Raw genomic sequence first — 19,268 nt, 5'->3', positions numbered from 1 at the left:
CGACAGCTGATTAACGTCGCAGCCGACTCCTTGTGAGTCGGCCTTCAGAGACTGCCATGACAATACGATTGGAATTAGACGCAGAGTTCTACAGTCCAGAAGCGGTTCAAAAGTCGGCGTACAGATTTATCGACCGGCTGACCGTGGTGATCTCTCGAGTGGGGGGGGACGTAATTTGCGAAATTGACGTGAACAACGGAATTGAGACGTCGGTGGATAACCTTCTAGCCAATTTCAAGCGAGAATTGCTCGATCAGCAACTGCGTGCGCAGATCAAGGCGGAAACCGAGCCGGTAAGGAACCTGATTCTTGCCTACGCATTCTCGCGCACGGGTTTGCAAAAATGAGCAAGTTTCTCGGTATAGAGCACTTCCAAAGTGAATCTAAGCAGTACCAGCTACTTCCCTTCCGATTTGAAGCACTCGGGGATGGAGATGTCGTCGCCACCAATGCCGTTGGCGAGTTTGTCTTCTTATCTCGTCAGAAATTGGAGGAGTTCGTCGGACGCGAGCTAAGTCCGACAGATCCCGATTACGCTGTGCTGAGATCTCGGCACTTTCTTCGCGAAGACGGTGACAAGGTTAGCTTGGAACTACTCGCGTTGAAGATGCGTACGAAATACAGCAAGCTGGCGAACTTCACGAATCTTCATATTTTTGTTGCGTCGCTGAGATGCGATCATAGCTGCCAGTACTGTCAGGTGTCTCGGCAATCGGAAGACAAGGCTGCTTTCGATATGACGATAGAGACCGCTGACAAGGCACTTGATTTGGTTTTTCGTTCGCCGAACCAAGCGTTAAAGATCGAATTTCAGGGGGGCGAACCGTTGCTGAATTTCGATCTAATCAGGCACGTTGTCACGAAGGCGGAGGAAAGAAACAAGATCGAACGTCGGGAGCTCCAGTTCGTTATCACAACCACGTTGTCGCTTGCCACCGACGAGATTTTGGAGTTTTGCCGAGCGCACAAAATTCTTCTTTCAGCATCGTTGGATGGTCCTGCGGATCTGCACAATAAGAATCGTCCGAGGCCTGGGCGTGATAGCCATGAACGCTTCGTCGAAGGACTGAGCCGAGCTCGCGACTTGGTGGGTTACGACTCGGTCTCAGCGCTGATGACCACGTCGCCGTCAAGTCTGACGCGCGTGCGGGACATCGTGGACGAGTATCTAGCGCATGGTTTCGATGGGATATTTCTTCGTCACCTTTCTCCGTACGGATTCGCTCTGAAAACGAAGAGTTTTCAGGCCTACAACACGGAGCGTTGGCTCGAATTTTATCGAGAGGGGATGGAGTACATACTGGAGCTCAATAAATCAGGAATTCCCTTCAGAGAGTATTACTCAACGCTCCTGCTGACCAAAATGCTGTCAGTCGAAGATCCTGGTTTTGTTGATTTGATGAATCCTGCTGGTATCGGTATCGCCGCGGTGGTATTCAACTACGATGGTGACGTGTATGCCTCAGACGAAAGTCGGATGCTTCGCGAAATGGGGGACACGACGTTTCGTATCGGAAATGTTCATCAACATCGATATGAGCAGATTTTCACTGCCGATGCGTTGCTTACCGCGCTCGACGACTCATTTACCGGATCGGCACCGATGTGCATCGATTGCGCGTTCGAGCCCTGGTGCGGAGCGGATCCGGTTTTCCATCATGGCATGTACGGTGATGTGCTCGGCCGGAAGCCGGAGTCTGACTTTTGCAAGCGCACGATGGGTGTTACCAAATACCTTTTGGAGCGCATGCGAAGCGACTCGGAGGTCGAGGAAATCTTCCTGCGCTGGGTGAACAAATGCTGACACTTTCTGGGCGCGTGATTCGCGCAGGCGACGAGGATGTCGAGCGTCAACGCTTGCCTTCCGGTCGCCGTCAATTTCGACTGCGGACCAATCCAAATCTTCCTCGTGCGCTTAGAGAAAAGTCTGCGTTTCTGTGTCGGAGTCCTCAAAAGGTACCGGAGGGATTTGACCACTACTTTGCCTTTGGTAGCCGTCCGACCGAACTTGACGACAGCGCCTCGTGCACCTTGTTGGGACAAGAGTTTTCGTACTTGGCTGATGGTGACGTGATTGGTGTTGGCGTGGACGGAAGAGTACGAGTGCTCTTTCGTGCCAATTCCGACCACAACAGTATCCTTGTTACGGAGCAGTGCAATAACTATTGTCTGATGTGTTCTCAGCCGCCGAAGGCAGTTGATGACCGATGGTTGCTTGATGAAGCAATGGAGACGATACGGTTGATTCCTCGCAGCACTCGTTCACTGGGAATCACTGGAGGCGAACCAACCTTGTTTGGGGATGGGTTTCTGGATCTACTTCGCCAAACCAAGCATTGGCTCCCGCGCACTTCACTTCATGTGCTCTCGAACGGCAGAAGTTTCTCCGATGCTGGATTCGCTGAACGATATGCATCGATCGATCACCACGACGTAATGGTGGGAATTCCTGTGTACTCTTCTGATCCGTCACGTCATGACTATGTCGTCCAAGCAAAGGGGGCGTTTGACGAAACAATCAGAGGCATTCTCAATCTGAAGCGCTTCAACCAAAAGGTAGAAATTCGCGTCGTCGTGCACAAGCAAACGTACGAGGGGCTTCCGGATCTAGCTGAATTTATTGCTAGAAATCTGTTGTTTGTGGACCATGTCGCGTTGATGGGGTTGGAAATGACCGGATTCACGCGAGCGAACTTGGATGTTCTTAGGATTGACCCAGCTGCTTACCGGGATGAGCTAAGTAAGGCGGTGCAGATCCTTCGTAGTTATGGGCTGAAAACGTCCGTTTACAATCATCAGTTATGTCTAGTGAACGAAGATATTGAGCCTGCGTACGTCAAGTCGATTTCTGATTGGAAGAACGAATACGCGCAAGAGTGCGAGCCTTGTATAAGGAAGGCGGAGTGCGGCGGCTTTTTTTCTTCAGAAATTCGATATGGTTATAGTGGCTCGATCCGAGCCTTTCTGTAGAGAACGGAAGCCCGCGGAGTTGTTGGCCGGCGGGCGGTTCTCGTTCCTTACACCTTCTTCACGAACTCCGCTTTCAGGCTCATTGCACCGAAGCCATCGATCTTGCAGTCGATGTCGTGGTCGCCGTCGACGAGGCGGATGTTCTTCACTTTGGTGCCGATCTTGATCGTGCCGCCGCCGCCTTTGAGCTTCAGGTCTTTGATGACCGTGACGGTGTCGCCGTTTTGCAGAATTGCGCCGGTGGCATCGCGATAGACGCGCTCCGTCGGCGCCGCCGCCGCTTCGGCCTGCGCAGACCATTCGTTGCCGCATTCCGGGCAGATGCACATCCCGCCGTCTTCATACGTGAATTTGGAGTTGCATTTCGGGCACGGGGGCAGAGCGCTCATTAGATATTTCCCTGAAGTAAAGCGAAGGCAATAAGAGCGCGAGAGTATAACGGTGTCGGCCGGGGGATTCCTTGCGTTGGCTCAAGGGCGGGGGTGATCCTGAAGCGCGCGTACAAGTCCCATCGGCTAAAGAATGCCGATGGTAAGACGTTAAATGGCCTGTGTTCACTCTTTCCCACCAGATGTCATGCCTTCGACTTTGATGATCCATTCCACTAAGCCGGAGCGTCGCGTGAAGCCCGGTTTCAACTGGGCCGCGCTGCTTTTTGGATCTCTGTGGGCACTTTCGGAAGGGCTCGTGCGCCGAGGTGGGCGTTTGGTTGCCGTTGACTGCCTTGTTGGAGTTCTCTGGTCCATCGGATATCCGGCGACGATGTTGGCCGGGAGTGCCGTGTTTATCGTGAAGAACGTAGTTGTCGCTCGGTCCGGTGGGGCGTGGCTGCAACAACATCTCGCAGATCAGGGTTATCGCGCGATCTCGTAGCCTGTGCCGTTTTTTGGGGGGGCGCACACAGGCGTTGAAATCCCTAATGGCTCCCGGGCGTCACACCGGCGATACTGGTTTGGCCGATAATGGGCGCCACGCCCGCCATTCCCTGTCGTACGCCCCCTTAATTGCGCTGTCCCCGTCATGGCCGCCGAGATTCAGATTCCCATTCGTACGGAGTGCCCGCCCGGTGCCTGCACCTGCGAGCGGGAAACGCTCTTGCAGGGTGCGGGAAGCATCCCGCCCATTCTGAAGCTCACGCAAACCGAGGAAAAGAAGCTGATCGCTCGCATCGAGGCGATTTCCAGCTACAGCGATCTGAATCGCATGATCGGATTGATGCATGCTCAGCTCGGCATTCAGTTGCGCATCACGCCAAGCCCGAACGAGGTCAAAACCCTTCGCGGCATCATCATTCAATTGGACGCGCAACCCGGCTTGTGTCGGAAAACCCGCGCCAACATTCCTGCGGCCATTCGACGCTGCCTCGACGCCCGCCCCGAAATCGCCTTCGCTATTCTCGACTCGCACGATTTGCTTGGCGGGATTTGATGCCGCATCGATAAAAAAGCCCGTCGCTAACTGCCGACGGGCTTTCAATGGCGCACCGATATCTCTTATCTGTGGGGCGCTGGTTATTTGACCATTGTCGTCCGACCTCACGGACGCGGCGGGTATTCTCCACGCTCCAATGCGATGCAAAAATTCATCGGCAGGAACGGTTGCATATTGTTGTGTGCCGCGCCTGCGCCAACGGCACTCATCGTCTTTGGCGACAGCGACACGAGCGATGACGCAGAATCCTCCACGAAGGCGTTCGCGCCCGCCGAGATGAATCGGGCAGGCAACTTGTCGTCGCCGGTCACATTGCCCGGGCGCGTGTTGTTCGTATAAGCGGTGTGCGTGTGCGACGGCATGTTCTCGTCAGTCAGTGTGACCGTCGTCGCGCCTTGAATCTTGCCCAAGTCACCCGCCGCATTCATCCCCTGCGCCACATATCCCCGGAGATCGGGAACGGCGAACGTGAGCCTGCCGTCACCACCGAAGCGATTGCCGATCACCGCGAACAACACCGGATAGGAACGTATTTGGAACAGCGAGCCGTCGCAAAATGCCCAGTAGGCAGGCGGGTAGTTGCACCCGAAGATGCGAATTTCACCAATGTAGTATTCGTCCATTTTTTGCTCTGGTCAGCCCTGCGACGGATAGATGCCGTCCACGGCGATGATGTAGTTCAGCGTCGCCGTGGGCATGAGGTTGTTGTGAGGCGTCGGTTCTGCGGTGCCCGACGGCTTGATGGCCTTCGGCGACAACGCGGCCTTGCCGCCCGGATTGCGCGCACCCGTGTCGTAGAAGTTGGCTGCGGTTTTGGCCAGCATGACGCCTTCGCCCGGCGTCGGCGTGGTGGCATCGCCGGTCGTCGCATAGACGTCATGCACGTGGCCCGGCACCTCGGTCGACTTGAGCGTGACCGTGGCGCTGCCGAGCTTTTGCCCCAGCACGCGATTGCTCAGCCCCAATCCCTGCCCCATGCCGATCGGCACCTGATTGCGCAGATCCGGCAACGCGAACCGGCTAACGCCGTCGCCGCCGTAGGTCGTTCCGATCAACGAGAACAAGACTTCAAAATCCGAAATGTTGACGAGCGTCCCATCGCAGATCATCCAGCCAACCGGGGCGTAGCTGCCCGCGAACAAGCGGATTTCTCCATAGTAAGGTGTCATGTCGAACTCCTAGCCGCGCGACGGGTAAATGCCGTTGATGCAGATCATGTAGCTCATGACCAGCGACGGTTGCATGTTGTTGTGGCCGACCGCGTCGGACGTTGTGCTACAGGCTTCAGGCGATTCCTTGACGAGCGTTTGCTCCGTCGGCGCGCCATACAACGCAGCGCCGTCAACCGTTTTTCCATCGGCGACCACAGCGCTTTTCGCAAACAGCCGGTTCTTGTCGGTGCTGGCGATAGGCTGGGTTCCGCTGTCCGTCGCGGCCTGAAACGAATGGGTGTGAACGGGCGTTTGCGCCTGCGTTAGCGTGACGGTCTCTTCGCCACCGGGAACGCCTTGTGCGTAAGTCCCCGGCAGACGGTGCATTGCGACGCGCCCGCGCAAATCCGGCAGCTTGAAGGTGTTTCTGCCATCTCCCCCGTATTGAATCCCCAGGACCGAAAACAGCGCCTGATTGATATTGACGTTCATCAGTTGTCCTGCACATGGCGCCCAATCGCGCGGCGACATACCGAACGCAAACAACCTAATTTCCCCGAGATAAGCTTCCACTGGTTCTTCCTCGTTATGTGGCAGTGCCACGATTTTTTGATGAGTTGTTGGCGCGAATTGTGCCATCGAGATCCGGTGATTTAAATTGTTTTGGCAGTGCTATTTTTTAGTTTCATTATTTGAAACGGTCGTTTTAATTTTTCTCATGTGCCGAAAAATGAAGGGTGAAAGCGTCGGTGAAAACCCTTGATTCGCTGGCGCTGCGTTTGAATTTTGTAAGTACTCCTTGACACGCATTTTCATGTTTTTTACCCTTCCCACGCGTTCGCACGGTGTCGTGAGGTGTCGGTAACGATTAATAAAAAGTACCGAAATGTGTGATAAAGCGCTTTGGCGTTTTATTTGGCGATATCGAAGCGATTGGTAAAAATAACAATGTGACCCCTGGGCCTGTGCAGGTCAGGGGTTCGGGGAAAACATGTCTTCCAGCATTCGCTTGCGCCGCGCTGAGCCCGGCGCTCGTCCCGGGTTATCCACGCTTTGGCTTTTCTGGCTGAAGGTTTTGCTGGCGATTGTCGCGAGCGTCGGGGCGTCGTCTGCGATTGCTGCGCCGTGTACGTTCAACTGGAACGCGGCACCGGCGGGACAGTCCGTCTATACGATTACAACGGCCGACCCTAATTTGGGCGCTTGCGACCCTACGCGAGAAGGTCTTTACAGCACAGCGGGTGGTGACACGACGGCACTCGTGGCCGCAGACGGGTCAACCCTTCAGGCGGATCTTACTGTTGCGACAGCGGATTACCCGTTGATATTCACGCCGAGCCCGGCGACAACGAACACGAGCTGGACGTTCACGATGTATCAGGTGACCGGCGCAGCGAGCCCGGTCACGATCAATATCACGCGTCAACTCGGTGTCCCGCTACCTAGCAGCACCTCTCCCTCCAGCGGGCCGACGGGAGGAGGCAATACAGTTGTCATCACCGGGACGAACTTTGTCCAGGGGACCCAGGTTTTCTTCGACGTCAATGCGGCCACGAGTGTGACGGTGAACAGTCAGACTCAAATCACAGCCGTCGCACCAAGTCACGCCGCAGGCCCGGTCAGCGTGGGGGTGGCAAACAATGGCGGGTCGTCGGCAGGGAGCAATTTGTACACGTACGTCCCGCCACCGGCGGTGACAGGGGTTTCTCCGACGCAGGGTTCGACGGCCGGCGGCACGAGCGTGACGATCACCGGCACGAACCTCGCCGATGTCACAAGCGTTAGCTTCGGAGGATCGGCGGGCAGCATCACATCGAAAACGACCACACAGATCGTCGCAACAGCGCCTGCGGCGAGTGCAGGTACCGTCGATATCACGGTGACCTCGCCCGGCGGCACGAGCGCGACGAGTGGCGCCGATCAGTTCACATACGTCAACGTGCCTACGGTGTCCAATGTCTCGCCGAGTTCGGGGCCCACAGGTGGCGGGACGACGGTGACGATTTCCGGCGCTAACTTTGTGGTCGGAAGCACAACGGTGAAATTCGGCGCGACGACGGCTTCGGGCGTGAGCGTCTCCAGCGCTTCGTCGCTGACGGCCATCGCACCGGCCGGTGCTGCGGGCACGGTCGACATCACCGTGACGACCGCTGCCGGGACCAGTGCTACGGCCGCGAGCGACCAGTACACCTATGTCGCCCCGCCCTCGCTCTCAGCCACTTCACCTTCGACAGGTCCAACGGCAGGGGGGACGTCCGTCACCATCACAGGCACCAATTTCACTTCGGGATCGACGGTGACCATCGGCGGGACAGCGGCCAGCTCAGTTACGTTCAATAGCGCGACGTCACTGACCGTGACCACACCTGCGCACGCGGCAGGCGCAGCGGACATCGTCGTGACAACGGCGGGAGGGTCCGTGACGCAGGTCGGCGGGTTCACGTTCATATCGCCCCCGGCAGTGTCGTCCGTCTCGCCCACGGAAGGGCCGACCGCCGGGAACACGGCGGTGACCCTCTCCGGGACGAACTTCACGGGCGCGTCGCAGGTGACGTTCGGTGGGACTTCGGCAAGTTTTGTCGTCGTCAACGCCACACAGATCAGCGCAACGGCACCGCCGCACTCCGTCGGCACCGTCGACATCCGCGTGACGACGCCCGGCGGCACGAGCGCTACCGGCCCCGGCGATCAATACACCTACACCGCAGTGCCGACGGTCACGTCGATTTCGCCGACGTCGGGCAGCGGCAGCGGGGGTACGAGCGTGACGATCACCGGTACCGGTTTCACCCCGTCGTCCACCGTGAAGTTCGGCACGACCAATGCCACGAACGTCTCTTACAACAGCAGCACGACGCTGACCGCCAATGCACCTGCGGGTACCGGCACGGTCGACGTGACCGTCTCGACGTCGGGGGGCACGAGCGCGACCAGCGCCAATGACAGGTTCACGTATATTGCTGCGCCGACGGTCACAGGTCTGTCGACGAACATCGGGTCGACTGCGGGCGGCACGTCCGTGACGGTGACGGGCACCGGGTTCACCGGGGCGACGGCCGTGAAGTTCGGCGCAACGACGGCGGGGTTCTCCGTGAGCAGCGACACGTCGATCACGACCACGTCACCCGCCGGATCGGCCGGGGTGGTGGACGTCACCGTCACCGGTCCCGGGGGGACGAGCACCACAGGGGCGGTCGACCGCTTCACGTACATTGCGCCGCCGAGCGCTGCGTCGATATCGCTTAGCAACGTGCCGTTCAACAGTTCAGCCGTGCCCATTCCGGTCGATCTCTCGAATCACATCACGTCGGTGGCTGTTAGCACAGGGGCCGCCCACGGCACGGCCGCGGCGACGGGTACGACGCTGACTTACACACCGACGCCCGGTTACTCCGGAACGGATACGTTCACCTACACCATGACGAACGTGGCCGGGACATCGACCCCCGGGACCGTCACAGTCACGGTGCTGCCGTCGACATTTGCGTACACGCCATCGGCACCTGCTGCCGGTACGGTCGGCGTGGCTTACAGCACCACGTCGCTGGCGTCGGCATCGGGGGGATCGGGGACGTATAGCTATGTCGTGGTTTCAGGCGCTTTGCCGACCGGTCTGACGCTGAGTTCCAACGGTACGCTTTCCGGTACACCCGGCGCGACAGGCACCTTTAGCTTCTCGATCAAGGCGACCGACACCGTCACGACGACCAACCCGCCGGTCACCAGCAGCTTGCTGACCATGACGATCGGCGTACCGACGATCACGTTCACGCCGGTGGTCCTGGCGGATGCGACCGCCGCCGTCCCTTACTCGCAGACGGTTCAGGCAACTGGCGGCGCGATGCCTTATACGTATGTGATGACCGGGACATTGCCTACGGGCCTGAGTTTTAACCCGACCACGGGCACGATCAGCGGAACACCGACGCAGACATCGGCCGGCACTTCCGTGACGCTCTCGGCAACGGACGCCAACCATTTCTCGGCTTCGATCGGATACAGCTTGCGCGTGCTGGGGCCGAATCTGAACATCACAACCAGTTCGCTGGCCGTCGGGACGCTGGGCGTGGCTTATACCCAAGGCATCTCCGTTTCGGGCGCGAACGCGGGCTACACGGTGACGGCGACCGGGCTGCCGAACGGCTTGCAGCTCACGCAATCCGGCGGCAATTACTCCATCACGGGGACGCCAACCGCAGCGGGGGCATTCTCCGTCACGATCCGGCTCGATGACTCGACCACAGGCACCGGCGCACCGTTCTCCAGAACTGTCACGCTGCCCCTGAACGTCAACACGGGATCGATGACGCTGACGCCGAGCGCGCTACCCACGCCCATCGCCGGTCAGGCGTACACCCAGACGTTCACGGCGACGGGCGGTGTTGCACCTTATCGCTACACGGTCACCACCGGTGCGTTGCCCGCAGGGCTCACGCTCGACCCGGTCAGTGGCGTGTTGTCCGGCACGGCGACGTCGACCGGCACCAGCACGTTCACCGTCACGGTGAAGGATTCGAGTACCGGGCCGGGCACGCCGTTAAGCGCGCTGCAAAGCTACAACGTCAACATCACGGGCCAGGTCGCATCGGCCCCGGCCGTGCAGACGCAGACGCTCTCCAGCGCACCTGTTTCGTTCCGCGCGACGGCCAATGCCGTGGGTGGGCCGTTCACGCGCATTGCGATTGCGACGCCGCCTGCCAGCGGCACGGCTGTGGTCAACGGTGAGGACATCGTCTATACGCCGACGCCGAGCACCAACGGCGACGTGACGTTTGCCTACACGCTGACCAACGCGATCGGTACGTCCGCCCCGATTCCGGTGACGGTGACCGTGCGTGCCGTACCGGTGACGGCCGGACCGCAAGAGACGTCCGTCGCCGCTAACGGCACGGCGGACTTCGATATCACCACGGGTGCCACAGGCGGACCGTTCACTGGCGCGAATGTTGTGTCGATCTCGCCTGCGAATGCCGGGACGGCAACGATCGTCAGCACATCGGCAGCACCCGCCGCAGCGGGTGTCGCGCGTGCCGCCGTCGCCACGGGTAATAAGTACACGCTGCGCTTCGTACCGGCGGCGGCGTTCGCGGGTGTCGCCGTGATCACGTACACGGTGTCGAACGCCAACGCGACGTCGGCCCCGGGCACGGCGAAGGTGACGGTCGCGCCGCGTAAAGACCCGACGACCGACCCCGATGTGACCGGCCTCATCGGCGCACAGGTCGAGGCCGCTCGTCGTTTCGCCACGACGCAGATCGGCAACTACAACCAGCGTCTTGAAATGCTGCACGGTAAGGGACGTGCGCCGTCGAGCAATGGGTTGAACGTGGTATTACCGTCGGCGGATCGGGGTAACAGTCGTGACCCGGCGCGCTGCCAGGACGTCGTCGGCATTACGGATCGCGACGCCTGCCTGCGTGGAGAAGTGAGCCCGACGGCGATGAACAAGGCGAAGAGCCTCGACGTGCGCGACAAGTCGGACAAGACTGCGGGCACGAGCGGCACGAGCGGCATTGCCACGGGCGACGGTCCCGACCTGCCCGGCGAAGGCGAGAATGGCGACCAACGCTTCGCCTACTGGACGGCCGGTACGGTGGACTTCGGTTTCGCCAATACCGCCGCCCAGCGCTCTGGCTTCAAGTTCACGACCGGTGGTGTGACGATGGGCGCGGACTATCGCTTCTCCGACCAGTTCTCGCTGGGGGCAGGCGTCGGTTACGGACACGACTCGACCGACATCGGCAGTTCCGGCACGCGCAGTACGGGCGACAGCTACAGCGGTGCGTTGTACGCGAGCTATCGTCCGATTCCGGTGCTCTTCGTCGATGCCGTCGCAGGTTACGGCACGCTGAGCTTCGATTCGCGCCGCTGGGTCATCGACGCGAACGACTTCGCGCGCGGCAAGCGCAACGGGCAACAGTTCTTCGGCTCTTTGTCGGCGGGCTACGAGTACCGGACCGACGACTGGCTGTTCTCGCCGTACGGACGTCTGACGGCATCGCGCTCCACGCTCGATCAGTACAGCGAAACCGGTGCGGGGCTGAACGCGCTCACGTACTTCAAGCAGAACGTGAACACGCTCTCCGGCACACTGGGCGTGCGCGCAGGTTTCGCGAAAGCGACACGCATCGGGACGTTCTCGCCCTACATTCGCGTGGAGTTGCAGCACGACTTCAACGGTCAGAGTCTGGCGGGGCTGGCGTATGCGGATATCGCGTCGAGCGGCCCGGTGTACTTCGTGCCGGGCAGTCCGTACGGCAGCGACCGTGTGCAAGTCGGCGCGGGAACGAAACTGCGCACCGGTACGCTCATCTTCGGGCTGGATTACAGCGTAACGACGGGGATGGGCGGCTTGCAGCAAGGTTTCCGGTTGACGTTCACGGCACCGTTCTGAAGGTCGTCGTCATTGGTTGAACAGGCCCGCCGGTCTCGTGATCGGCGGGCTTTTTACTTTTTGTCACCGCCCCTTCGCATGCTCGCCGCGCAGGGTCATGACGGCGCTGTCCACGCGTGCGACGACCTTGCCGTCCTCACGCAGGATGTCGCACTGATAGTGCGAGACGGTGCGCCCGCGATGCGTCGCCCACGCGCGTGCCAGCAGACATGCGTCCCACACCGGGCGCAAGAACGTCGCCTTCAGATCGATGCTCGTGAACGTCTCGCCTTCGCCCATGAGCGTCGAGTGCGCGGTGCCGATGGCCGCGTCTGCCAGCTCGCACAGCAGGCCGCCGTGTACGGTGCCTTGCTGGTTGCCGTGGATCTCAGGGTGAGTATTGAGTTCGATGACGGCGAGCGCCTCGCCGACTTCCACGATTCGAAAGCCGAGGAATTGCGAGATCGCCGTCGGGTAGCGCATGTGGAGGGATTCGTCTGCGTTGAGTGTGCCGTCAAGCATCCGCTGCAAGTAGGTCAGCACCGGGTATTGCGCGTCTTGGGGCATGTCGGTCGTCTGGGGCATGGCGGTCTCGTTTGACGTTTGCGATCTGCAGTGTCGCCGCCTAGAATCGGACAATCAAGAAATTGTCCTACGTACAGTCATGACCGATTCCCCCGTCTCCTCGCTTGTCCAACGCCTGTCGGACGATATCCGCAGCGGTGTGCTGTCGCCGGGTTCGGCACTGCCGACGCATCGAAAACTTGCGTCGCAGTACGGCATTGCAATTGCGTCCGCGACCAAGGTCTACGCGAAGCTGCGAGATCTGGGGCTGGTCGTCGGCGAGGTGGGGCGGGGGACGTTCGTGCGAGATCGTCCGATGCAACGCGAGTGGGACGTCGACGACGAGGCGCGGTTGAGTTCCAGCGCCGTGGATCTGTCGTTCAACCATCCGTCATGGCCGGATCAGAGCGAGTTGCTGCGCGCGACATTGCGTGAGCTGGCGACGGCTGGCGATCTCAGTGCGCTGATGCATCAGCAGCCGCCCGGCGGTCGGCAACATGAACGCGAGGCGGTGGCGGCGTATCTGCGTCGTGCGCGAGGGATCGACGTGACGGGGGAGTGCGTCTTTCTCGTCGGTGGCGCGCAACAAGGCCTCGACGTCGTGGTGCGAACGGCGTTGCGCCCGGGCGATGCTGTGGCTGTCGACGCGCTGACGTATCCGGGATTCAAGATGACGGCGTCGCTGGCAGGGCTGGCGTTGAAGCCCGTCGCGGCGGGGCATAGCGAGCGTAGTGTGCCAAGCGCGCCAAGCGCGCGAAGCGGGCATGTGGTCCCCGATCTCGACGCGCTGGAAGCGGTGTGCCGTCGCCATGCCGTGCGGGCCATCTATACGATGCCGACGTTGCACAACCCGTTGGGTTGGGTGTTGAGCACGGCACAGCGCCGGCGATTGGTCGAGATTGCGCGACGTTACGATTGCCTGATCATTGAAGATGCGACTTATGCGTATCTCGTTGATAACGCGGGACCGTCTATCGTCACGCTCGCGCCCGAGCGTACGTTTTACGTGTCGAGTCTCTCGAAGAGCGTGGCGACGGGCTTGCGCTTCGGGTATGTCGTTGCGCCTGAGACGTATGCAGCGCAGGTCAAACGTGTGGTGCGGGCGTCGTACTGGAGTCTGTCGAGTGTGGTTACGGCCATCGCGACACGCTGGCTCGCGAGTGGTGACGTCGAGCGTCTGGAGGGACGTCAGCGCACGCAGGCGAAGCGGCGTCAGACGGTTGCCCGTGAGGCGTTGCGCGGCATGGAGGTGGTCGCGAATCCGTCGTCTTTGTTTCTCTGGCTGCCGCTGCCCGAAGGGTTGCGTATGGATCGGGTGGCGTCCGCGCTGGCTGCGCGCGGTATCGCTGTTTCGAAGGCGCAGGCTTACGCGACCACGCGGCACGCGCCTCATGCCCTTCGGCTGGGATTGAGTTCGATGAGCGAGGCGCAGGTCGCACCTGTGCTCGCCGAGGTGCGTGAGGTCATTGAGCAGATGCCGTTTTGATGGGATTCGCCGGTTCTCCGGCATCGCGGGAATCGACTGCCTTGCACAAGTTGCGAATCGCAACTATATTGGTTGCGTGACGCAACTTCTATGCGTCACCGTCACGTCTGACGTCATTCGCCACTTGTGTGAGATGCCCTATGGACCTCGTCGATCTGCCCGGTAAGCCCCGCGAAGCGGAGATTCTTGAACTCCGCGATTTCTCTCGGAAATTGGTGCGTGAGCTGGGGTTCATGCGAACCACACTGGCCGACAGCGACCTCGCGCCTTCGGCCGTCCACGCCATCATCGAAATCGGCGCGACGCCCGGCATCAGCGCCAAGGACCTCGGCAATATTCTGCGCCTCGACAAATCGAACACGAGTCGGCAAGTGGCGAAGCTGGAGGCCAGCGGCCTCGTGCGGCGCGCGACAGCCAACGACGACGCGCGAACCTCCGAGCTCTCGCTGACCGAGGCCGGGCAGAAGCTGCGGCGCAAGATCGACCGCTTCGCGACGGATCAGGTGTCAAGTGCGTTGCGACGCATCGTGCCCGCAGATCAGGAGGCGCTGGTCCGCTCACTCGCGTTATATGCGGATGCGCTTGCCCAGGATAATTCGGCAAAACGGGTGGACGAGGCTGGGATCGATGCGCAGATTGCGGAGGGATATCAGCCCGGATGCATCGGCGATATCGCGAGCCTGCACGCTCGCTACTACGCAGAGCACTGGGGCTTCGGCGCTTACTTCGAGAAGAAAGTGGCGACGGGGCTGGCGGAGTTTGCCGGGGCGTTGCCTGCGGAGGGCAAGGCGCTATGGTTGTACGTCGAGAACGGACGCACGCTGGCCTCGCTCGCCATCGATGGAAATCTGGAGACGGGGGTCGCGCATTTGCGTTGGTTCATCGTGGACGACGTGCTGCGTGGCTCGGGCGTTGGACGGCGTCTCATGTCGGCGGCCATGGCGTATGTCGACGCGCGTTTCAATGAAACCTATCTGTGGACGTTCAAAGGGCTCGACGCGGCTCGTCATCTGTACGAATCGTTCGGTTTTCGTCTCGCCGAGGAAGCGGAAGGCGAGCAATGGGGAAGCCGCGTTGTAGAGCAACGGTTTGTTCGGCTGCGCGATTGATGGGCGCACGCGTGGGGCATGAGGCGTGCTCATACCTCATGCGGGCTATCCCGTCGCCACGATGACGTGCGCCTGAATCTTCCCACTGACGCGTCCGGCGCCATGACGCGCGGCAATGACCTTCGTTGCGAGGTCGGTCGCCATCGGAAGAGCCGAGGCATTTCGGGCTTCTATTTCGTTACGGAGCGGCGTGCCGTGGCAGTAGGCGGTGGCGGCGTCGCGGGCGGAAGCCGCGTGGCTGGTCTTGGCGTGCGTCTCGATCGAGATGTCAGTGAATCCGGCGCGTGTCAGATCGTCACGGATACGGTTGACGTCGTAATAGCCGTGCGGAGTACGCACGAGAAAACGCGGCGGGTCGTCGGAAAAAAGTGTGGCGAGTGCGTCGGTGACTTCGTTGGCGAAATCATTTTCCTCGATGCGATCCCAGACGCTGAAGACAAAACGCCCGCCCGGCTTTAGCACCCGTCGGGCTTGCGCATATCCCTGCGTGCGGTCGGGGAAAAACATCGCACCGAACTGGCAGACGACGACATCGAACGAGGCGGGATCGAACGGCAGGGCGAGCGCGTCGGCCTGACGCCATTCGAGCCGGTCATCGACAGGTTGCCGATTTGCGGCGTAGTCGAGCATCGGGCGGTTCAAATCGGTGACGATGTAGTGTGCATGGGCGTCGAGCTTCGGCGCGAGGGCGCGTGTCACTGCGCCGCTGCCCGCCGCCGTCTCAAGGACGGTTGCGGGATGTGACGCTGCGACAAGCGTGGCCGTGTCTGTCGCGTAGGCGTGGAAGATCAGTGGCACCATCAACGTGTCGTAGCACTGTGCGATGGTGCCGGAGAATCGCTTGTCATGGTCGGGCATGATGCGCTCCGCATGAAAACGTTGGCGATGGTGCCGTTTTCATTTTAGGCGGGCGACACGCGAATGGTAGGTTCGATCACCGATCGGGAGAGTCGTCGGCGGACGCCTGAAAATCGACGTCAGAATGACAAAAGCTCGTTGATCTTGCGATCAACGAGCTTTTCGTATTTGGTTGCGGGGACAGGATTTGAACCTGTGACCTTCGGGTTATGAGCCCGACGAGCTGCCAGACTGCTCCACCCCGCGTCTGAGAAGAAGAATAATACGGGTATTCTGTGCATTGTGTCAAGCATTTATGACATTAAATTTAAGGTGCTCCCGAATTTCATGCGCGAGGTGTGCGTTTTTTAAGCATCCCGCGCATTCACCGCTCACCACCGAATCGTGACGCCCGCCTGTACGGAATGGCTCAGGGATGCGGGGTTCAGGCCGCGCTTGTAGCCAACGTCCAGATCGAGATCCTTCGTCGGGCTGTAGACGACGCCGACCAGTGCGTAGGCCGGTTTGGTCGATGTCGTGCTATCGGGATTGGTGGCCAGTCCGATGTCGCCGACGAGTCGGACCTCCTCCGTCACGCTGAAGAGCACGGCCGTCGACGCATTCCACAAGCTTGTGCGATTGCCCAGGCCGTTGTTGTTCCACGTGTAGCCGACGTTCGCGAGGAACGTCCAGCGATCGAGGTTGTACTGCATCAACAGATTCGCCCCGGTCGTCGCGCGGCCGTTGCCCAGGCCGCGGTCCTGACTGGCCGTCGGGAGTGTGATGAAAGGCTTGAAGCCGAGACTCCACTGTTCCCCTTCGAGGAAGCGCCATTTGGCTTGCAACTGGAGATCGGTGAAGCCGCTGGTCCAACCGTCGCCGTCGGGGTGCGTGCGCTGATAGGGGGCTTGAATGGCGACGTCGAGATTTGGCAGGACACCGTAGGTCAGCGTGTTGGTCCACTGCTGTTGACGCGAGGTCGGCTGCGTCAGCCATTCGCTGTTGAGTTCGAGCTGCCAGTTGCCCGTGTCTTGCGTACCGGTGTCGTCCGTGACGAGCGGGTTCGTCGCGTGTGCGGCCAGCGGCGCGAGTGTCGCGGCGAGGATCAGAAACTTCTTCATCGAAAACTCCGGCGGGGACCTGTTCTCTGTGTGCGGCGTCGTCTTGCTGTGAATCTGTGGCGGATTTGCGGTGAATCCGCCTGTCGATTTGCCGGACGCGCAATCGATTGTGTAATCGGTCGGCGGGATCGTACGGGCCGCATATGACACCGTCAATCGGATTGCAGTGAAAAAACGGCGAACGTGTCGTATTTGCCGATGTTTCCGGTTTGGGAAGGCGAAGGCCTTGCGCGTTGGTTTTCGGTGTGGTGACGAACGGCGCAATCGTGAAAGTCACAGGCCGTGCGCGGTGGTAGACTTCGGCCCCTTTTCAGGCGCGGAATCGCATGCGATTTCGCGGGCCGTTACCTGTTCACTCGCCCTTTATGCAAGCCAGAAGTCATCTCATTTTCGGTGTCGCTGCCACGTGGCTGATGCATCGCACCGGTTGGGCTGCCAGCGTTCATGCGTGGCCGCTTACGCTCGTCGGCGCGTTGCTGCCCGACATCGATCATCCAAAGAGTATGTTGGGGCGTCGCATTGCCCCGGTGTCACTGGTGATCTCCGGGGTGTTCGGACATCGCGGCATGACGCACTCGCTTTTGCTGCCCGCGCTCGCCATCGCTGCATGTATTTATGGGTGGGGGCATGTGCCGCCGTGGATGCTCGCGTTATGTGCGGGATATCTCTCGCATCTGCTGGCCGACTGGTTGACGCCCTCCGGTGTGCCGCTCTGTTGGCCGCTTCGAACGCGCTTTCGGTCGCCACTCTATGTGACGACGGGGTCGAGTGCGGAGTGGTGCGTCGTGGCGGCGCTGGCGTTCGCGATGTGGCGGTGGTGGTAGTGCGCCCGGCGGCACGCGTTCGACGACGTCGTACGTCGGGCGTGGGTGCCGGGCGGCGTAGGTTGAGTGGTTCGACTCACCGAGCGACGGTTAGCGCCAGGTCAGCGGCGGTTCATCCATCAATGCGACTTGTTCGCGAAGCTCGAGGATTCGGTCCTGCCAATAACGTTGCGTGTTGAACCACGGAAATGCTGCGGGAAACGCGGGGTCGTCCCAGCGTCGGGCGAGCCAGGCGCTGTAGTGCAGCAGGCGCAACGTTCGCAAGGCTTCCGTCAGATGCAGTTCGCGGGGATTGAAGTCGGCGAAGTCTTCGTAGCCAGAGAGGACTTCGTTCAACTGACCGGTCATCTCCGCGCGCGTGCCGGAGAGCAGCATCCAGAGGTCCTGCATCGCCGGGGCCATGCAGGTGTCGTCGAAGTCGACGAAGTGCGGGCCCGTATCCGTCCACAGGACATTGCCGCCGTGGCAGTCGCCGTGCACCCGTAGCAGTTTGACGTCTCCCGCTCGCTCATAAGCGCGGGCGACGCTATCGAGCGCCAGGTCTACGATGGTGCGCCAGGCGTCGCGCAAGTCGGACGGGATGAAGTCGTTCGTCCACAAATAGTCGACGGGGGCGCGGCCGTAGGTGTCGATGTCCAGCGTGAGGCGGTGTTGGTACGGCTGCGTTGCGCCTTGGGCGTGGATGCGTCCGAGAAAGCGGCCGAGCCAGTTGAGCGTGTCAGGATCCTGAAGCTCAGGGGCGCGGCCGCCGCGTCGCGGAAAGAGGGCGAAGCGGAAACCGTCGAAGTGGTGCAGGGTCGCGCCGTGAATCTCAAGCGGGGCGACGACCGGGATTTCTTGATGCGCGAGCGTCTGGGTGAAGGCGTGCTCTTCGAGGATGGCGTCGTCGGTCCAGCGCTGCGGACGGTAGAACTTCGCGATCAGCGGCGGACCGTCTTCCATTCCCACCTGGTAGACGCGGTTCTCGTAGCTGTTGAGGGCGAGCAGACGCCCATCGCTATAACTCCCAAGTTGTTCCACGGCGGTAATGACCGTGTCGGGGAGCAGAGCGGCGAACGGGTGCTGGGGCGCGTCGGCGCCATGGGGGAGATCGGTGTTCATGCGCGCTATTGTGCCCAAAGGTGAGGGCGCGCGTGAGGGGGTGTCGAGTCGTCCCTATATATAGAGCGATGACGTATGCGACGCGCGACAGGCCGAGGAAAACGCGCCTTCGTAAAAATAGTTTCACAAAGGGCTTGCGCTCGTTCGTGAACGTCATTAATATTCCGTCTCTCGCAACGACAGCGACGCAGCGAAAGCAGCGACGAGGTTGAAGCGACGGGCTGGAAAGCCCGGTGGTTAGTGGTTTTGGAGCTTGTGAGTCGCTACGGCGACGAACGAAGAAAGCGAAAAAAACTGTTGA

16 protein-coding genes and 1 tRNA gene are annotated in these 19,268 nt (G+C 60.4%); 8 read left to right on the top strand and 9 right to left on the bottom strand.

Annotated elements, in window-relative coordinates; genetic code table 11:
* The first annotated feature begins 56 nt into the window (after window positions 1-56).
* The 3 genes from hxsD to hxsC are packed head-to-tail and all read left to right on the top strand — an operon-like array spanning window position 57 to window position 2,970.
* A complete protein-coding gene (gene hxsD, locus PCO31010_RS10485) occupies window positions 57-347 on the top strand; it encodes a His-Xaa-Ser system protein HxsD (RefSeq protein WP_150664243.1) in 291 nt (96 codons plus the stop codon).
* The gene (hxsB, locus tag PCO31010_RS10480) at window positions 344-1,804 is read left to right on the top strand and encodes a His-Xaa-Ser system radical SAM maturase HxsB (RefSeq protein WP_150664242.1); all 1,461 of its coding nucleotides are present in this window, start codon (window positions 344-346) and stop codon (window positions 1,802-1,804) included. The genes hxsD and hxsB overlap by 4 nt, the downstream gene beginning before the upstream one ends.
* Complete coding sequence (gene hxsC, locus PCO31010_RS10475; RefSeq protein ID WP_150664241.1) at window positions 1,798-2,970, top strand: His-Xaa-Ser system radical SAM maturase HxsC; 1,173 nt, start codon at window positions 1,798-1,800, stop codon at window positions 2,968-2,970. Before hxsB ends, hxsC begins: the two co-directional genes overlap by 7 nt.
* 47 nt (window positions 2,971-3,017) lie before the next feature.
* On the opposite strand, the gene PCO31010_RS10470 is transcribed toward hxsC, so the two are convergent.
* Window positions 3,018-3,359, bottom strand: coding sequence for a zinc ribbon domain-containing protein YjdM (locus PCO31010_RS10470; protein WP_150664240.1), 342 nt, complete (start codon window positions 3,357-3,359; stop codon window positions 3,018-3,020).
* A 631-nt stretch (window positions 3,360-3,990) separates the two neighbouring features.
* On the opposite strand from PCO31010_RS10470, the gene PCO31010_RS10465 reads away from it, so the two are divergent.
* Window positions 3,991-4,398 carry a hypothetical protein gene (locus PCO31010_RS10465; RefSeq protein WP_150664239.1) on the top strand — a complete coding sequence of 136 codons (408 nt, stop codon included), beginning with the start codon at window positions 3,991-3,993 and terminating at the stop codon, window positions 4,396-4,398.
* A gap of 107 nt (window positions 4,399-4,505) precedes the next feature.
* On the opposite strand, the gene PCO31010_RS10460 is transcribed toward PCO31010_RS10465, so the two are convergent.
* From PCO31010_RS10460 to PCO31010_RS10450, 3 genes are read right to left on the bottom strand one after another with little or no spacing between them, the layout of a single operon-like run.
* A complete protein-coding gene (locus tag PCO31010_RS10460) occupies window positions 4,506-5,024 on the bottom strand; it encodes a phage tail protein (protein ID WP_150664238.1) in 519 nt (172 codons plus the stop codon).
* A 12-nt stretch (window positions 5,025-5,036) separates the two neighbouring features.
* Window positions 5,037-5,570, bottom strand: a complete 534-nt coding sequence (locus PCO31010_RS10455) for a phage tail protein (RefSeq protein ID WP_150664237.1) — start codon at window positions 5,568-5,570, stop codon at window positions 5,037-5,039.
* A 9-nt stretch (window positions 5,571-5,579) separates the two neighbouring features.
* Window positions 5,580-6,191 (bottom strand): phage tail protein, encoded by a 612-nt coding sequence (locus PCO31010_RS10450; protein WP_150664236.1) that lies wholly within the window; start codon window positions 6,189-6,191, stop codon window positions 5,580-5,582.
* Window positions 6,192-6,543: 352 nt separating this feature from the next.
* Between PCO31010_RS10450 and PCO31010_RS10445 the strand changes: the two genes are divergently transcribed.
* Window positions 6,544-11,946 carry an IPT/TIG domain-containing protein gene (locus PCO31010_RS10445; RefSeq protein ID WP_150664235.1) on the top strand — a complete coding sequence of 1,801 codons (5,403 nt, stop codon included), beginning with the start codon at window positions 6,544-6,546 and terminating at the stop codon, window positions 11,944-11,946.
* A 63-nt stretch (window positions 11,947-12,009) separates the two neighbouring features.
* On the opposite strand, the gene PCO31010_RS10440 is transcribed toward PCO31010_RS10445, so the two are convergent.
* Window positions 12,010-12,510 carry a PaaI family thioesterase gene (locus PCO31010_RS10440; RefSeq protein ID WP_246184546.1) on the bottom strand — a complete coding sequence of 167 codons (501 nt, stop codon included), beginning with the start codon at window positions 12,508-12,510 and terminating at the stop codon, window positions 12,010-12,012.
* Between the two features lie 79 nt (window positions 12,511-12,589).
* Here PCO31010_RS10440 and PCO31010_RS10435 point away from each other — a divergent pair, with 79 nt between their 5' ends.
* Together PCO31010_RS10435 and PCO31010_RS10430 are read left to right on the top strand one after the other, a co-directional pair.
* Window positions 12,590-13,975 (top strand): aminotransferase-like domain-containing protein, encoded by a 1,386-nt coding sequence (locus PCO31010_RS10435; protein WP_150664234.1) that lies wholly within the window; start codon window positions 12,590-12,592, stop codon window positions 13,973-13,975.
* Window positions 13,976-14,115: 140 nt separating this feature from the next.
* Window positions 14,116-15,084, top strand: coding sequence for a bifunctional helix-turn-helix transcriptional regulator/GNAT family N-acetyltransferase (locus tag PCO31010_RS10430; protein ID WP_150664233.1), 969 nt, complete (start codon window positions 14,116-14,118; stop codon window positions 15,082-15,084).
* 45 nt (window positions 15,085-15,129) lie between these two features.
* On the opposite strand, the gene PCO31010_RS10425 is transcribed toward PCO31010_RS10430, so the two are convergent.
* The 3 genes from PCO31010_RS10425 to PCO31010_RS10415 all read right to left on the bottom strand — a co-directional run bounded on the left by PCO31010_RS10425 (window position 15,130) and on the right by PCO31010_RS10415 (window position 17,042).
* Window positions 15,130-15,942 carry a class I SAM-dependent methyltransferase gene (locus PCO31010_RS10425; RefSeq protein ID WP_150664232.1) on the bottom strand — a complete coding sequence of 271 codons (813 nt, stop codon included), beginning with the start codon at window positions 15,940-15,942 and terminating at the stop codon, window positions 15,130-15,132.
* Between the two features lie 169 nt (window positions 15,943-16,111).
* Window positions 16,112-16,188: transfer RNA gene (locus PCO31010_RS10420), tRNA-Met, on the bottom strand.
* Between the two features lie 125 nt (window positions 16,189-16,313).
* Entirely contained in the window at window positions 16,314-17,042 is a 729-nt protein-coding gene (locus PCO31010_RS10415) for a transporter (RefSeq protein WP_150664231.1), read from the bottom strand.
* Window positions 17,043-17,407: 365 nt separating this feature from the next.
* On the opposite strand from PCO31010_RS10415, the gene PCO31010_RS10410 reads away from it, so the two are divergent.
* The gene (locus PCO31010_RS10410; RefSeq protein ID WP_150664230.1) at window positions 17,408-17,866 is read left to right on the top strand and encodes a metal-dependent hydrolase; all 459 of its coding nucleotides are present in this window, start codon (window positions 17,408-17,410) and stop codon (window positions 17,864-17,866) included.
* A gap of 90 nt (window positions 17,867-17,956) precedes the next feature.
* On the opposite strand, the gene PCO31010_RS10405 is transcribed toward PCO31010_RS10410, so the two are convergent.
* Entirely contained in the window at window positions 17,957-18,967 is a 1,011-nt protein-coding gene (locus PCO31010_RS10405) for a serine/threonine protein kinase (protein ID WP_150664229.1), read from the bottom strand.
* Window positions 18,968-19,268: the final 301 nt, after the last annotated feature.

It is taken from the genome of Pandoraea commovens, from assembly GCF_902459615.1.
GTDB lineage: Bacteria > Pseudomonadota > Gammaproteobacteria > Burkholderiales > Burkholderiaceae > Pandoraea > Pandoraea commovens.
This window is presented reverse-complemented; position numbering and strand designations above follow the sequence as displayed.

What these genes read in the sequence shown, in the direction of transcription:
- PCO31010_RS10465 (WP_150664239.1), top strand. Translation starts at nt 3,991, where the DNA reads ATGGCCGCCGAGATTCAGATTCCCATTCGTACGGAGTGCCCGCCCGGT.
- PCO31010_RS10405 (WP_150664229.1), bottom strand. Translation starts at nt 18,967, where the DNA reads ATGAACACCGATCTCCCCCATGGCGCCGACGCGCCCCAGCACCCGTTC.
- PCO31010_RS10445 (WP_150664235.1), top strand. Translation starts at nt 6,544, where the DNA reads ATGTCTTCCAGCATTCGCTTGCGCCGCGCTGAGCCCGGCGCTCGTCCC.
- hxsB (WP_150664242.1), top strand. Translation starts at nt 344, where the DNA reads ATGAGCAAGTTTCTCGGTATAGAGCACTTCCAAAGTGAATCTAAGCAG.
- PCO31010_RS10460 (WP_150664238.1), bottom strand. Translation starts at nt 5,024, where the DNA reads ATGGACGAATACTACATTGGTGAAATTCGCATCTTCGGGTGCAACTAC.
- PCO31010_RS10435 (WP_150664234.1), top strand. Translation starts at nt 12,590, where the DNA reads ATGACCGATTCCCCCGTCTCCTCGCTTGTCCAACGCCTGTCGGACGAT.
- hxsC (WP_150664241.1), top strand. Translation starts at nt 1,798, where the DNA reads ATGCTGACACTTTCTGGGCGCGTGATTCGCGCAGGCGACGAGGATGTC.
- PCO31010_RS10425 (WP_150664232.1), bottom strand. Translation starts at nt 15,942, where the DNA reads ATGCCCGACCATGACAAGCGATTCTCCGGCACCATCGCACAGTGCTAC.
- PCO31010_RS10455 (WP_150664237.1), bottom strand. Translation starts at nt 5,570, where the DNA reads ATGACACCTTACTATGGAGAAATCCGCTTGTTCGCGGGCAGCTACGCC.
- PCO31010_RS10410 (WP_150664230.1), top strand. Translation starts at nt 17,408, where the DNA reads ATGCAAGCCAGAAGTCATCTCATTTTCGGTGTCGCTGCCACGTGGCTG.
- PCO31010_RS10415 (WP_150664231.1), bottom strand. Translation starts at nt 17,042, where the DNA reads ATGAAGAAGTTTCTGATCCTCGCCGCGACACTCGCGCCGCTGGCCGCA.
- PCO31010_RS10430 (WP_150664233.1), top strand. Translation starts at nt 14,116, where the DNA reads ATGGACCTCGTCGATCTGCCCGGTAAGCCCCGCGAAGCGGAGATTCTT.
- PCO31010_RS10440 (WP_246184546.1), bottom strand. Translation starts at nt 12,510, where the DNA reads ATGCCCCAGACGACCGACATGCCCCAAGACGCGCAATACCCGGTGCTG.
- PCO31010_RS10470 (WP_150664240.1), bottom strand. Translation starts at nt 3,359, where the DNA reads ATGAGCGCTCTGCCCCCGTGCCCGAAATGCAACTCCAAATTCACGTAT.
- PCO31010_RS10450 (WP_150664236.1), bottom strand. Translation starts at nt 6,191, where the DNA reads ATGGCACAATTCGCGCCAACAACTCATCAAAAAATCGTGGCACTGCCA.
- hxsD (WP_150664243.1), top strand. Translation starts at nt 57, where the DNA reads ATGACAATACGATTGGAATTAGACGCAGAGTTCTACAGTCCAGAAGCG.